Origin of the sequence: Streptomyces sp. WAC04114 (assembly GCF_019733245.1) — a bacterium.
In the GTDB taxonomy this organism is placed as follows: domain Bacteria; phylum Actinomycetota; class Actinomycetes; order Streptomycetales; family Streptomycetaceae; genus Streptomyces; species Streptomyces massasporeus_A.
The window spans coordinates 1-13,131 of record NZ_JAIGQA010000084.1; the positions used below are offsets into that span (position 1 = coordinate 1).

Annotated in this window: 14 protein-coding genes and 1 riboswitch; of the genes, 12 read left to right on the top strand and 2 right to left on the bottom strand. The window is 71.6% G+C overall.

Annotation, left to right across the window (positions count from 1 at the left end):
* The 10 genes from K4G64_RS21565 to K4G64_RS21610 all read left to right on the top strand — a co-directional run.
* The coding region (locus K4G64_RS21565) for an ROK family protein (RefSeq protein WP_260460768.1) at positions 1–388 on the top strand (388 nt) is incomplete at its 5' end.
* 189 nt (positions 389–577) lie between these two features.
* Positions 578–708: riboswitch (FMN riboswitch) on the top strand.
* Between the two features lie 144 nt (positions 709–852).
* Positions 853–1,461 (top strand): riboflavin synthase, encoded by a 609-nt coding sequence (locus K4G64_RS21570; protein WP_031108177.1) that lies wholly within the window; start codon positions 853–855, stop codon positions 1,459–1,461.
* The gene (locus tag K4G64_RS21575) at positions 1,458–2,099 is read left to right on the top strand and encodes a nicotinamide mononucleotide transporter family protein (RefSeq protein ID WP_221757668.1); all 642 of its coding nucleotides are present in this window, start codon (positions 1,458–1,460) and stop codon (positions 2,097–2,099) included. Before K4G64_RS21570 ends, K4G64_RS21575 begins: the two co-directional genes overlap by 4 nt.
* Positions 2,096–3,385, top strand: a complete 1,290-nt coding sequence (locus K4G64_RS21580; RefSeq protein WP_221757669.1) for a bifunctional 3,4-dihydroxy-2-butanone-4-phosphate synthase/GTP cyclohydrolase II — start codon at positions 2,096–2,098, stop codon at positions 3,383–3,385. Before K4G64_RS21575 ends, K4G64_RS21580 begins: the two co-directional genes overlap by 4 nt.
* 20 nt (positions 3,386–3,405) lie before the next feature.
* Positions 3,406–3,891, top strand: a complete 486-nt coding sequence (gene ribH, locus K4G64_RS21585) for a 6,7-dimethyl-8-ribityllumazine synthase (protein WP_030843258.1) — start codon at positions 3,406–3,408, stop codon at positions 3,889–3,891.
* Positions 3,892–3,925: 34 nt separating this feature from the next.
* Positions 3,926–4,198, top strand: coding sequence for a phosphoribosyl-ATP diphosphatase (locus K4G64_RS21590; RefSeq protein ID WP_003988914.1), 273 nt, complete (start codon positions 3,926–3,928; stop codon positions 4,196–4,198).
* 45 nt (positions 4,199–4,243) lie between these two features.
* Entirely contained in the window at positions 4,244–5,092 is an 849-nt protein-coding gene (gene hisG, locus K4G64_RS21595; protein ID WP_221757670.1) for an ATP phosphoribosyltransferase, read from the top strand.
* Between the two features lie 14 nt (positions 5,093–5,106).
* Complete coding sequence (locus K4G64_RS21600; protein ID WP_221757671.1) at positions 5,107–5,562, top strand: PH domain-containing protein; 456 nt, start codon at positions 5,107–5,109, stop codon at positions 5,560–5,562.
* A gap of 245 nt (positions 5,563–5,807) precedes the next feature.
* On the top strand, positions 5,808–7,142 hold the full coding sequence (locus K4G64_RS21605) for a hemolysin family protein (protein WP_221757672.1): 1,335 nt from the start codon (positions 5,808–5,810) through the stop codon (positions 7,140–7,142).
* The gene (locus K4G64_RS21610) at positions 7,139–8,215 is read left to right on the top strand and encodes a hemolysin family protein (RefSeq protein ID WP_221757673.1); all 1,077 of its coding nucleotides are present in this window, start codon (positions 7,139–7,141) and stop codon (positions 8,213–8,215) included. The genes K4G64_RS21605 and K4G64_RS21610 overlap by 4 nt, the downstream gene beginning before the upstream one ends.
* 107 nt (positions 8,216–8,322) lie before the next feature.
* On the opposite strand, the gene K4G64_RS21615 is transcribed toward K4G64_RS21610, so the two are convergent.
* Together K4G64_RS21615 and K4G64_RS21620 are read right to left on the bottom strand one after the other, a co-directional pair.
* Complete coding sequence (locus tag K4G64_RS21615; protein WP_221757674.1) at positions 8,323–10,182, bottom strand: AAA family ATPase; 1,860 nt, start codon at positions 10,180–10,182, stop codon at positions 8,323–8,325.
* Between the two features lie 430 nt (positions 10,183–10,612).
* Complete coding sequence (locus K4G64_RS21620; protein WP_221757675.1) at positions 10,613–11,269, bottom strand: uridine kinase; 657 nt, start codon at positions 11,267–11,269, stop codon at positions 10,613–10,615.
* 199 nt (positions 11,270–11,468) lie between these two features.
* On the opposite strand from K4G64_RS21620, the gene K4G64_RS21625 reads away from it, so the two are divergent.
* A complete protein-coding gene (locus tag K4G64_RS21625) occupies positions 11,469–12,848 on the top strand; it encodes a peptidase C39 family protein (protein WP_221757676.1) in 1,380 nt (459 codons plus the stop codon).
* A 92-nt stretch (positions 12,849–12,940) separates the two neighbouring features.
* A complete protein-coding gene (locus tag K4G64_RS21630) occupies positions 12,941–13,081 on the top strand; it encodes an SCO1431 family membrane protein (RefSeq protein WP_221757677.1) in 141 nt (46 codons plus the stop codon).
* The last annotated feature ends 50 nt before the right edge of the window (positions 13,082–13,131 follow it).

Here is a 13,131-nt window from a genome sequence, read left to right on the forward strand (position 1 = left end):
GCTGGGGGCCGAGTCCCTCGGCGGAGCCGCTCCGGCCGGCGCCTTCCTGGACGCCCTCGCCGACCGTCTGGCCGTCGGTGTCGCCTCGGTCGTCGCGATCCTGGACCCCGGTTGCGTGGTGCTCGGCGGGGAGGTCGGGCAGGCCGGCGGCGTCGAGCTCGCCGCCCGCGTGCGGGACCGGATCGCCCGGATGACGCCGCTGCCCACGGAGGTGCGCGCCACCACCCTGGGCGGTGGCGCGGTCCTGCGCGGCGCCCTGCTGACGGCCCGGGACCAGGCCCAGGAGGAGCTCTTCGAGCCGCGCGGCGTGGGAAGGCCCGACGGCGGGCAAGGGCCGTCGTCACCGCCGCCGGGCCGGTCAGTGGGGTTGAGCCGACCTTGGCGATGACCCTAGAAAGGACTAGACCACATCGTCAATAGGTGTGTGCCAATGCCGGACCTCAAGAGGTCGACCCCGTCCGCGAGTTGGGCCGCCGGTCGCGCTCGGGAAGGGGTGCGACACGGTCTGTGAGGCAGCCCACACACCTCGCCCCTCGGAACATCCACCGGGCGTGGCACACTGGCCCTGTACCAGTAGCAGCGCACTCCGGGGTCGGTGAAAGTCCGAACCGGCGGTTACAGTCCGCGACCCGGTCGCCTCCAGCGGCCGGTTGACCAGGTGAAATTCCTGGACCGACGGTTAAAGTCCGGATGGGAGGCAGTGCGCGGCGAGCGGGCATCCGTGCACGCCGCCCAGAAGTCCGTCCTCGCGACGGGCTCCGTCCGGCGTCGCCCCCGGTGTTCCTGCTCGTACCTTCTGTCGTCATCGACAGCCCCGGAGTCCGTGCCCGAAGAGGCAGGAGGACCCGGGAAGTGTTCACCGGAATCGTCGAAGAGCTGGGCGAGATCACCGCCGTCGAGACCCTCGACGACGCCTGTCGCTTCCGCCTGCGCGGCCCAGTCGTCACCCAGGGCGCCAAGCACGGCGACTCGATCGCCGTGAACGGCGTGTGCCTCACGGTCGTCGACCACGAGGGCGACGAGTTCACGGCCGACGTCATGGCCGAGACCCTGAACCGCTCCAGCCTGGGTGCCCTGAAGGCCGGATCCCGCGTCAACCTCGAACGCCCCATGGCCGTCGGCGAACGCCTCGGCGGGCACATCGTGCAGGGCCACGTGGACGGCACCGGCGAGATCCTGGAGCGCAAGCCCTCCGAGCACTGGGAGATCGTGAAGATCTCCCTCCCCGCGGACCTCACCCGGTACGTGGTCGAGAAGGGCTCCATCACCGTCGACGGCATCAGCCTCACGGTCGTCGACGCCGGCCCCGACTACTTCACCGTCAGCCTCATCCCCACCACCCTCGACCTGACCACGCTCGGCCACAAGCAGCCCGGCGACCCGGTCAACCTCGAAGTGGACGTCATCGCCAAGTACGTCGAGCGGATGCTCGGCGACCGTGCGCAGGGGGCCGGCCGGTGAACACGCTGAACTCCGAGGCGTTCGCCCTCTTCGGCCAGCACATCCTCTGGTCCGACATGGTCGGCAACCTCTTCGGCCTGGCCGCCCTCGCCCTCGGCTGGCGACGCTCCATCTGGACCTGGCCCGTGCAATTCCTGGCGGGACTCATCCTCTTCGGCGCCTTCTTCGGCCACCTCACCGGCAGCGCCGGCAAGCAGGCGGTCGTCATGCTCGTCGCGCTGTACGGCTGGTGGCAGTGGCAGCGCGGCAAGGGGCAGGGCGAGGACGGCCACATCGCCGTCCGGTTCGCCACCTGGCGCGAGCGCGCCGCGATGGCCGCGGCGGCCGCCGCGGGCACGGTCGCGGTGGCGCTGCTGTTCAAGGCGTACCCGACCCTGTCCTGGGACCCCTGGCCGGACGCCTACATCTTCGTCGGCACCGTCGTCGCCATGTACGCCCAGGCGCGCGGCATGGTCGAGTTCTGGTTCGCCTGGCTGCTCGTCGACCTCGTCGGCGTGCCCCTCAACTTCGCCAACGGCTACGCCTTCTCCGGCTTCGTCTACGTCATCTACGGCGCGCTCGTCCTGTGGGGCCTGCGCGACTGGTGGCTGCGCTCGCGCGCGGCAGCCCAGCCCACCCTGGAAGGAGCGCCGGCATGAGCGCCGCAACAACCCTGTACGGCACCGACGACATCGAGAACTTCGCACTCGACCCCGTCGAGCAGGCCATCGCCGACATCGCGGCCGGCCGCCCCGTCGTGGTCGTCGACGACGAGGACCGCGAGAACGAGGGCGACCTCGTCATCGCCGCAGAGAAGGCCACCCCCGAGATAGTCGCCTTCATGATGAGCGAGTGCCGCGGCCTGATCTGCGCCCCCATGGAGGGCGACGAGCTGGACCGGCTGAAGCTCCCGCAGATGGTCGAGGACAACACCGAGTCGATGAAGACCGCCTTCACGGTCTCCGTCGACGCCTCCGCCGCACACGGCGTGAGCACCGGCATCTCCGCCTCCGACCGCGCCACCACCCTCCGGCTGCTCGCCGACGGCGTCTCGGGCCCCGAGGACTTCGTCCGCCCCGGCCACATCTTCCCGCTGCGCGCCCGCTCCGGCGGCGTCCTCACCCGCAACGGCCACACCGAGGCCGCCGTCGACCTCGCCCGCCTCGCGGGCCTGCGCCCGGCCGGCGCGATCGTCGAGATCGCCGGCGAGGACGGCACCATGCTGCGCCTGCCCGAGCTGATCCCCTTCGCCCGCAAGCACGGCCTGACGATCATCTCCATCGAGGACCTGATCGCCTACCGCCGCAGCAGCGAGCCCACCGTCCGCCGCGAGGCCAGGACCCTGCTGCCCACCGCCCACGGCACCTTCACGGCCTACGGCTACCGCTCCATCGTCGACGGCGTCGAGCACGTCGCCCTGGTGCACGGCGACATCGGCGACGGCCAGGACGTCCTCGTCCGCGTCCACTCCGAATGCCTCACCGGCGATGTCTTCGGCTCGGCCCGCTGCGACTGCGGCCCCCAGCTCGACTCCTCCCTCGCCCGCATCCAGGACGAGGGCCGGGGCGTCGTGGTCTACCTGCGCGGACACGAGGGCCGCGGCATCGGCCTGATGTCCAAGCTGCGCGCCTACGAACTCCAGGAGCGCGGCCGCGACACCCTCGACGCCAACCTGGAACTCGGCCTGCCCGCCGACGCCCGCGACTACGCCGCCGGCGCGCAGATCCTCGCCGACCTCGGGGTGCGCGGCGTCCGGCTGCTGACCAACAACCCCGACAAGACCGACGCGCTCGTCCGTCACGGCATCGCGGTCCAGGCCCGCGTGCCGATGCCCGTGAGCGCCGGCGAGCACAACCTCCGCTACCTGCGCACCAAGCGGGACCGGATGGGCCACGACCTGCCCTGGCTGGACACGACCACCGTGCCCGCCTGCGGCAACCAGTAAGAGAGCACAGAGGGAGCAACGTGAGCGGCAAGGGTGCACCGGAACTGTCCGTACGCAATGTGGGTGACCTCCGGGTCGCCGTCATCGCGGCACAGTGGCACGAGAAGGTGATGAACGGTCTGGTCGACGGCGCCCTGCGCGCCCTGCACGACCTCGGCATCGACGAGCCGACCCTCCTCCGGGTCCCCGGCAGCTGGGAGCTCCCGGTCGTCGCCAAGGTCCTCGCGGGCCGCGGCTACGACGCGATCGTCGCCCTCGGCGTCGTCATCCGCGGCGGCACGCCCCACTTCGAGTACGTGTGCCAGGGCGTGACCCAGGGCCTCACCCAGGTCTCCGTCGACACCGGCGTCCCCGTCGGCTTCGGCGTGCTGACCTGCGACACCGAGGAGCAGGCCCTGGACCGCGCCGGAATCGAGGGTTCCAACGAGGACAAGGGGCACGAGGCGGTGACGGCGGCGGTGGCGACCGCGGCCACCCTCCGCTCAGTATCCGAACCCTGGCACTGACGGAAGCCGGGTGTGGCATAGGCTGAGCGTCACCATGTCCAAGAAGACGTTCGAGGAGCTCTTCACCGAGCTCCAGCACAAGGCCGCCCAGGGCGACCCCGCCACTTCCCGCACCGCAGAACTGGTGGAGAAGGGCGTACACGCCATCGGCAAGAAGGTCGTCGAAGAGGCCGCCGAGGTGTGGATGGCCGCCGAGTACGAGGGCAAGGAAGCCGCCGCCGAGGAGATCTCCCAGCTGCTGTACCACGTCCAGGTGATGATGGTCGCCCGCGGCATCTCCCTCGACGACGTCTACGCCCACCTCTGAGCCGCACCCGTTCCCGTCCCACCCCACGCAAAGGAAGCCGACCTCATGCTGCGCATCGCCGTCCCCAACAAGGGTTCCCTGTCCGGCCCTGCGGCGGAGATGCTGCATGAGGCCGGCTACCAGCAGCGCCGTGAGTCCAAGGAACTGCGGATCGTCGACCCGGTGAACGAGGTCGAGTTCTTCTACCTCCGCCCCCGCGACATCGCGATCTACGTCGCCTCCGGGCAGCTGGACATCGGCCTCACCGGCCGGGACCTGCTCATCGACTCCGGCGCCGAGGCCGAGGAGATCCTCGCCCTCGGCTTCGCCCGCTCCACCTTCCGCTACGCCACCAAGCCCGGCACGATCAGCGGCCTCGCCGACCTGACCGGCATGACGATCGCCACCTCCTACGAGGGCATCGTCGCCGCCCACCTCGCCGAGCACGGCATCGACGCCTCCGTCGTCCACCTCGACGGCGCCGTCGAGACCGCCATTCAGCTCGGCGTCGCCCAGGTCATCGCCGACGTCGTCGAGACCGGCACCTCGCTGCGCAACGCGGGCCTGGAGGTCGCGGGCGAGCCGATCATGCAGTCCGAGGCCGTGGTGATCCGCCGCACCGGCGCGGACGCCGACGACCCCAAGGTGCAGCAGTTCCTGCGCCGCCTCCAGGGCGTCCTGGTCGCCCGGACGTACGTGATGATGGACTACGACTGCCGCGTCGAGCAGCTGGAGAAGGCCGTCGCCCTCACGCCCGGCCTGGAGTCCCCGACCGTCTCCCCGCTGCACAACGAGGGCTGGGTCGCCGTCCGCGCGATGGTTCCCGCCAAGGAAGCCCAGCGGATCATGGACGACCTGTACGACATCGGCGCCCGGGCCATCCTGACCACGGCCATCCACGCCTGCCGTCTCTGAGGGGCGTACGCGCGATGTCCGATCTGCCCACCCTGCCCGTCACGTTCCGGCCGGGCAGCACCCGCGTGGTGCTGCTCACCGCGGCCGTCGCCATCCTCGTGGTGATCACGGCGGTCGCGATGCTGCTGAAGCAGCTCAGCCCCGCCGAGCGCGTCAGCTTCGTCCTCACGGCGCTCCTGCTGGACGCCGTGCTGCTCCTCCTGGCGCGTCCCAAGGTGGTCGTCGACGAGAACGGCGTCACTGTCGTCAATCTCACGAACAAGCGCCGGCTGGAGTGGGCGGAGATCCTCCAGGTGACCCTCCGGCCCGGCGACCCCTGGGTGTTCCTCAACCTCAGCGACGGCACCAGCCTGCCTGCTCTGGGCATCCAGCCGGGCCTGGCCAAGCAGCGTGCGATCGCCGACGCCCGGGCCCTGCGGGCGCTCGTCGAGGCCCGTTCCGCGGCCGACCCCGAGCGGCGCGAGGACTGACTCGGGGCATCCTCCGGGCGGCCGCCACTGCCGTACCGGGCCATGTCTTGATTAATCTGTTGGCGGAGGCGTGATGGATGCGCCTCCGCTTCTGTCGCCCCGACCGGTGCGCAGAGGCTCCTGCTAACCGAGGAGTGACCCCCTCCGGCGATGGACGGATCGTCCTGCAGTACCTGCGCCGCCCCCTGCCGACATAGCGCGGACCTCGTTGCCGAGGTACGCGACCGTGTGGAGGCGGCGGCATCATGACCACCCCCCTGCTGCTCCTCGCAGCCGCGTTCCTGCTGATTCTCGCCAACGGATTCTTCGTGGCGGCCGAATTCGGACTCGTGACGGTCGAACGGCCCGAGGCCGAGAAGGCCGCCGCCGAGGGCGACCGGCGCGCCCAGCGGGTCGTCGAATCACTGAAGGAACTCTCCTTCCAGCTCTCCGGCACCCAGCTCGGCATCACCATCACCTCGCTCGTCGTCGGCATGCTCGCCGAACCGGCGCTCGCCGAGCTGCTGCACGGCCCGTTCACCTCGATCGGCATCCCCGAGGGAGCCGTCTCCGGTGTCACGGTCGTCGTCGGTATGCTGCTGGCCTCCGCCGTGCAGATGGTGATCGGCGAGCTCCTGCCCAAGAACTGGGCGGTGTCCAGGCCGCTGCAGGTCGCGCGCTTCGTCGCGGGCCCGCAGCACGTCTTCGCCCGGCTGTTCCGCCCGGTCATCGCCGGCCTCAACGCCGTCGCGAACCGGCTCGTGCGCGCCCTGGGCATCGAACCCGCCGAGGAGCTGGCCTCCGCCCGCACCCCCGGCGAACTCGTCTCCCTGGCCCGCCACTCGGCCCTGGCCGGCGCCCTGGAGCAGGACACGGCCGACCTGTTCGTCCGGACCCTGTCGCTGGGCGAGCTCACCGCGCAGCACGTGATGACGCCGCGCGTGAAGGTCAGCGCCCTGCAGTCCTCGGCCACCGCCGAGGACGTCGTCAACCTGACCCGCGCCACCGGCCTGTCCCGCTTCCCGGTCTACCGGGAGAAGATCGACGAGGTCGTCGGCATGGCCCACCTCAAGGACGCCCTGGCCGTGCCGGTCCAGGACCGGCTGCGCACCCCCGTCGGCCACATCGCCCGTCCGGCGCTGCTCGTCCCCGAGACACTGCCCGTCCGGCCGCTCCTCACCCGCCTGCGCAGTGAGCAGCCCATCGCGGTCGTCGTCGACGAGTACGGCGGCACCGCCGGTGTCGTCACGCTGGAGGACATCGTCGAGGAGATCGTCGGCGAGGTCCGCGACGAGCACGACGGACACGACCTGCCCGAGCTGGCCGCCGCGCCGCCGGAGGACGGCAGGCCCGCCTGGGACGTCGACGGCAGCTGCCGGGTCGACATCCTGCTGCGCATAGGCCTCGACGTGCCCGAGGGCCCGTACGAGACGGTCGCGGGCCTGATCGCCGACCTGCTGGGCCGTATCCCGGCCGTCGGCGACAAGGCGGAGCTGCCCGGCTGGCGGCTCTCGGTGCGCCAGGTCGGCCACTACCGCGCGGAGCGGGTCCGGCTCGTGCGGACCGCCCCGGTGGCCTCCATGGCGGAGGCCCTCCGATGAGCGTGCTCCAACTCCTCTTCGCCGCGCTGCTCGTGCTCGCCAACGGCTTCTTCGTCGGCGCCGAGTTCGCGCTGGTCTCCGTACGCCGCAGCCAGATCGAGCCGCTCGGCACCGCCCGTGCCCGGCAGGTCCTCTACGGTCTCGAACGGCTGCCGCAGATGATGGCGGCGGCCCAGTTCGGCATCACGATCTGCTCCCTCACCCTCGGAGCGGTCGCCGAACCGACGGTCGCGCACCTGCTGGAGCCGGTCTTCGAGTGGGTCCACCTGCCGCACGGCATGATCCATCCGCTGACCTACGTCATCGCCCTCGCCGCGGTGGTCTTCTTCCACCTCGTCATCGGCGAGATGGTCCCGAAGAACCTGGCGATGGCGGCCCCCGAGAAGGTCGCGCTGTGGCTCAGCCCCGGCCTGGTCTGGTTCGCGCGCTTCTGCAAGCCCATCACCGCCGCCCTCGGCGCCGTCTCCCAGGGCATCCTGCGGCTCTTCCACGTCGAGCCCAAGGACGAGGTCGAGGCCGTCTTCACCAGCGAGCAGCTCAACCGGCTGGTGGAGGACGCCGGCCAGGCGGGCCTGCTCGACCCCGAGGAGGCCGAAAGCCTCGAGGACGCCCTGGAGCTGGGCTCGCGCCCGGTGACGGACGTCCTGCTGAAGCGTGAGTCCCTGGTGACGGTCAGCCCGTCGGTCACCCCCGGGCGGATCGTCGAGCTCACGGCCCGCACGGGCTACTCCCGGTTCCCGGTCGCCGCGGAGACCGGCGCCTTCATGGGGTACCTGCACGTCAAGGACGTCCTCGACGTGGAGGACTCGGACCGGGCCGTGCCGCAGCACCTGTGGCGTCCCATGACGACCCTGCGGCCCGAGCTGCCCCTCGACGACGCCCTCACCGTGATGCGAAGGGCGGCGACGCACCTGGCCCAGGTCGCCGACGCGTCCGGCAAGGTGCTGGGGCTGGTCGCCCTGGAGGACGTGCTGGAGCTGCTGGTGGGTGAGGTGCGGGATCCCGCGCACCGGCAGGTGCGCGAGGTGAAGCTGACCGAGCCGAGGTCCGGTGAAGAGGTGCTGGCGACGTAGCGTCCCGGCTGCGGGCGCGTGGGGGCTGCTCGCGCAGTTCCCCGCGCCCCTGCCTGGGGGCCCGGGGAACTGCGCGACCGGCCTCCACCGGCCCGCGGCCGATGAACTCACATGGCCGACGGGTCGTGTGGCCCCCGCCCCGACAAGACCTCCCCGTACGCCTGCATCAGATCCGGCAACCGCAACGTCGCCAGGTCGTCCCTGCTCAACGCCCCGGGATACACCGACAACCGCAGATCCCGGTACGCGCAGCTCTTCTCGTACAGGGTCCGCAGGAACCGTCCGTTGCCCAGCTCGTCGATCCACCCCTGGTCGACCACGTGCCCGGCGATGGACCGCAGCTCGTCGAGGGCCTCCTCGTCCCACAGGTCGCCGTTCTCCGCCGCCAGCACCTTGCCGATCTCGGTGAGCTCGAGGGGCCGGTAGGACGGGAAGTCGACGCGGGTGGTGAAGCGGGAGGACAGCCCGGGGTTCGCGGCGAGCAGGCGGTCCATGCCCTCCGGGTAGCCGGCCAGGATCACCACGAGGTGGTCGCGGTTGTCCTCGGCGCGCTTCAGCAGTACTTGGAGGGCCTCGTCGCCGTACGCGTCCCCCTTGCCGTAGCCCGAGTTGGACAGTGCGTAGGCCTCGTCGACGAAGAGGACGCCCCCGAGGGCCGAGTCGATCAGTTCGTTCGCCTTCACGGCCGTCTGCCCGAGGTACTCGCCGACCAGGTCGGCCCGCTGGGCCTCCACGAGATGGTCGCCGCCGAGCAGCCCGAGGGCGTAGAAGACTCGGCCGAGGATGCGGGCGACGGTCGTCTTGCCGGTGCCGGAGGGGCCGGAGAAGACGAAGTGGCGTTTCGGCGGCTGGACCGGCAGGCCCTGCCCGGCCCGCAGCCGGGCCATGTTCAGCTGTGCGGACAGCGCCTTGACCTGGCGCTTCACCGGCTCCAGACCCACCATGCGTTCGAGTTCGGCGAGTGCCTCGTCCAGTAACGCCGGGTCGGTGGGCCCGGCGGGCAGGGAGGGGACGGGGCCGGTCCTCTCGCGGACCGGCGGGCCGGTCACCGGCGGCAGGGGAGCGAGCGGCGGCTCGGGATCGGGCAGCCGCAGGTCGCGCCCTTCGAGACCGAAGAGCGGATCGAACCCGTCGGGACCGTCCACCGCGTCCTGGCCCGCACCGGTGAGGGTGATCGCCGCGAGGCCCGTGGCGTCGTCGTAGCCGTCGCCCTCGGCGATGGCGGCCAGCCGGGCGGAGGTGTCCATGAACGCCGGATCGACGCGGTGCACGGCCCGGTACAGGGGGAGCGCGGCGGCGCTGCGGCCGGTGCCCTCGTGCGCCCGGGCCAGCCAGTAGCGCAGCTCCTTGCGCTGGGGCTGCTCGCTGCGGCAGCGCATCAACGCGGCGGACAGCAGGGGTTCGGCCTGGCCGTACATCTCCAGGCGGACCCGGGCCATGCCGCCGAACAGACCCGCCTCGATGCCGAGCATCGGATCGTCGAGCAGCGGGTCGGTGTGGCGGACCAGTTGCTCCCAGTCCTTGACCAGATAGGCGCGGCAGGAGTGCAGGAAGCGGACCTGGTGGTCGGTGTCGACGGGTGGCAGCCCGGCGAGCGCCCGGTCCAGCTCGGGGACATGGCGGCCGTCCAGCCAGTGGGAGGCGTGCGCGAGCAGCAGATCGCGGGGGCTCTCCAGCACCGGCTGCACCCACCAGCCCAGCCAGTACCAGGAGTTGAGCGTGCGACGGTAGCGGGTGCGCTGCTCCCCGAACCGGTCCCGGTGCCGGAACATCCGCAGCAGCGCGGTCGTCGTGTCGACGCGCAGCGCGTGCAGCCCGAGCCAGCCGTCGGCCATGCCGGAGTCCATCCGCACGGCGGCGCGGAACTCCTCCTCCGCCTGCGGATACGCGCCCATGGTGTAGGCGTCCACGCCTCGCAGCCAGGCGAGGTCGGCCGGGGCCTGTGGGCCCTGCGTGCCGAAGTCCATCACGTCCCCCACAAACCGTGCCCCCGTCGGAATGCCAACGAGCCGTCCCCCGGCCGGCTGCCCTGCTCGAACCGCTCTGCCACGGACCGGAGTTGCACAGTGCGCGTAGCAACCGTCCGTAGGTCGCGACGAGGGCATCGTACCCGCGGGCGCGGCGCGCCCGTAGGGTGCCGCACGCGCCGTTCGGCGAGGTGGGGGCGGATGCCGCGGCATCGTGGACGGTGACCCAGGGTGAGCGCTCGACGCCCCGCGGCGGCCGGAAAACCGGAAGAAGGCAGAACGAAGCCCCCGATCACGGGGGAACAACCGGGGGCTTCGCGTCTGCGGGCGGCTCCGATGCCGCACATTGAGAACGTAAGACCTGTACGGCCCGACGGTCAAGCCGAGTTGAAGCACTCCGGCAAGTTGCCCCGCAAGGCCCTTCACAAGTTCAGCACACTGCGGGCGGTCCGTCACCGTGCGTGAGGGGCTGGTCCGGTCCAACGGTCCCAGCGGGTCCCGCGAGCACCTCGTACCCCTCGTTTCGCTGCCGCACCAGCAGGTCGGCGAACGGCCGCGAGGGATCGTCGGCGAAATGCCGGCGCTCCGCCGGAACCCACCCGTCCCAGAACTCCCGCTGCTCCTCCCCGTCCCGGGACCGTCCCCGCCGCCAGGCCTCCTCCCGCGGCAGATCCATCCACAGCAGCAGGGCCAGATGCGGGCGCAGCGCCCGGCGCCCCGCGCCGACGCCCTCCACGAGGATCACCGGCGCGGGCGGGACCGGGCGCGGGGAGCCGAAGCGGCGGGCCCGCCAGTCGTAGGGGGCGTAGTGCGCGGTCCGGCCGTGGGAGAGCGGCTCGATCAGCTGGTCCAGCAGCCGTGCCGTCCAGTCGAACAGCGCGTCGTGGCTGGCGATGTCGTCGAGGCGCAGCACCGGCGCGCCGTCCAGGGCCGCAGCCAGCCGCTCGGCGAACGTGCTCTTCCCGGACCCGGCGTGCCCGTCGACACCGACGAGCCGGACCGGGCCGCAGGAGGGGGAGAGGCGGCGGACCCGGGCGGCCAGGTCTAGGACGGCGTGGCCCGGTGCGGGGCGGAAGGACGGATTCATCTCGATCGGCACTCTAACCACGAGGTCCGCGGCGGGTGCCACTGGTCGACGCCAATATTGGTGGGCGCGGCGCGCGTCGAAGTGCTGGCAGGACACCGCGGGCTGTGCTCATATGTGGCGCACGCACGCACGGATACGACCGACCGTGCACGGACCTGCCCCGCACCTGCCCGACTCCGACATCCGGGGGTCCCCCGCCATGCGCAGAGCCGAACAGCCGTCCCGCAGAACCGTCCTGGCCGCCGCGGTCGCCGCCGCCGTCACCGCGAGCGCGGGTCCGGCGGCGGCCGACCCCGAGGCCCCCATGACGACCGACGCCGCAGACCCCGCCCGGGCGGTCCCGGCCCGCACCGTCGACAACCGGGCCTGGGTCTCGTACACCGACTGGTCCGGCGGCACCGCCAAGGGCACCCGGGCCGTCGCCGGCACCCGCCCGGGCCTGGCGATCGCGAAGCCCGCCGGCACCACCGCCTATACGGATCCGCACACGGGCAGGACCGCCACGTGGGAGTACGGCACCTGGACCTCCCCCGTCCACCGGCTCGCCGTCCCCGCGACCGAGGCGATCGTCTCATGGAACGCGCGCACCCCGGCCGGCACCTGGATCCAGGCCGAGATCAAGGGCACCTACACCGACGGCACCAGCACCCCCTGGTACGTGATGGCCCGCTGGGCCTCCGGCGATCAGGACATCCGGCGCACCTCGGTCGACGACCAGAGCGACGGCAGGAGCACCGTCTGGACCGACACCCTGGCCATCGACGACGCCTCGACCGGCCTGCGCCTGGCCTCGTACCGGCTGCGCCTGACCCTCTACCGCAAGCCCGGCACCAAGGCCACCCCCACCGTGTGGCGGCTCGGCGCCATGGGCTCCGACGTGCCCGACCGGTTCACCGTCCCGGCGTCCGAGCCCGGTCTCGCGAAGGAACTGGCCGTCCCGCGCTACTCGCAGGAGATCCACAAGGGCCAGTACCCCGAGTACGACAACGGCGGCGAGGCATGGTGCAGCCCGACGTCCTCCCAGATGATCGTCGAGTACTGGGACGGCCGACTCACCGAAGAGCAGCTGGCCTGGGTCGATCCCGCATACGCCGACCCGCAGGTGTGCCACGCGGCCCGCTTCACCTACGACTACCAGTACGCGGGCTGCGGCAACTGGCCCTTCAACGCCGCCTACGCCGCCACGTTCAAGGACCTCCAGGGCGTCGTCACCCGGCTCGGCTCGCTCACCGATCTGGAGACGCTGATCGCCGCGGGCATCCCGGCCATAACGTCCCAGTCGTTCCTCAAGGAGGAGCTGACCGGCGCCGGGTACGGCACCGCCGGGCACCTGATGACCGTCATCGGCTTCACGGCCGGCGGTGACGTGATCGCCAACGACCCCTTCTCGGCGAGCAACGAGGCCGTGCGGCGCGTCTACCGGCGGCGCGAGTTCGAGAACATCTGGCTCAGGACCAAGCGGTACAACGCCTCCGGCAAGGTCGCCTCGGGCACCGGCGGCATCTGCTACCTGTACTTCCCGGCGCGCCCGAGCGCGGCCCAGCGCAAGGCCCTGGCGGCCGTGGGCGTTCGCGTGTGACCAAGCTCTCGGCCGCAAAAGCCGCACCCGGTGGCAAGGTGGACGGACCCCCCCGAGGGGGTCCGTCCGCACCACCGACCCAGCGAGAAGCCATGACCGTGCACTCAGCCACCGCCACCCGCGCCCGCACCGGCGGCCCTCAGGACGACGGCCCGAAGATCGTCGAGCACGTCATGGGATGGGCCCTCGTCGTGGTCCTCGCGATGCTCGTGACGCAGCTCGGGCTGCTGTGACCTGACCCACGACGCCGAGGTGAGGCCTGCCATACTGCGGAGGTCCCGCC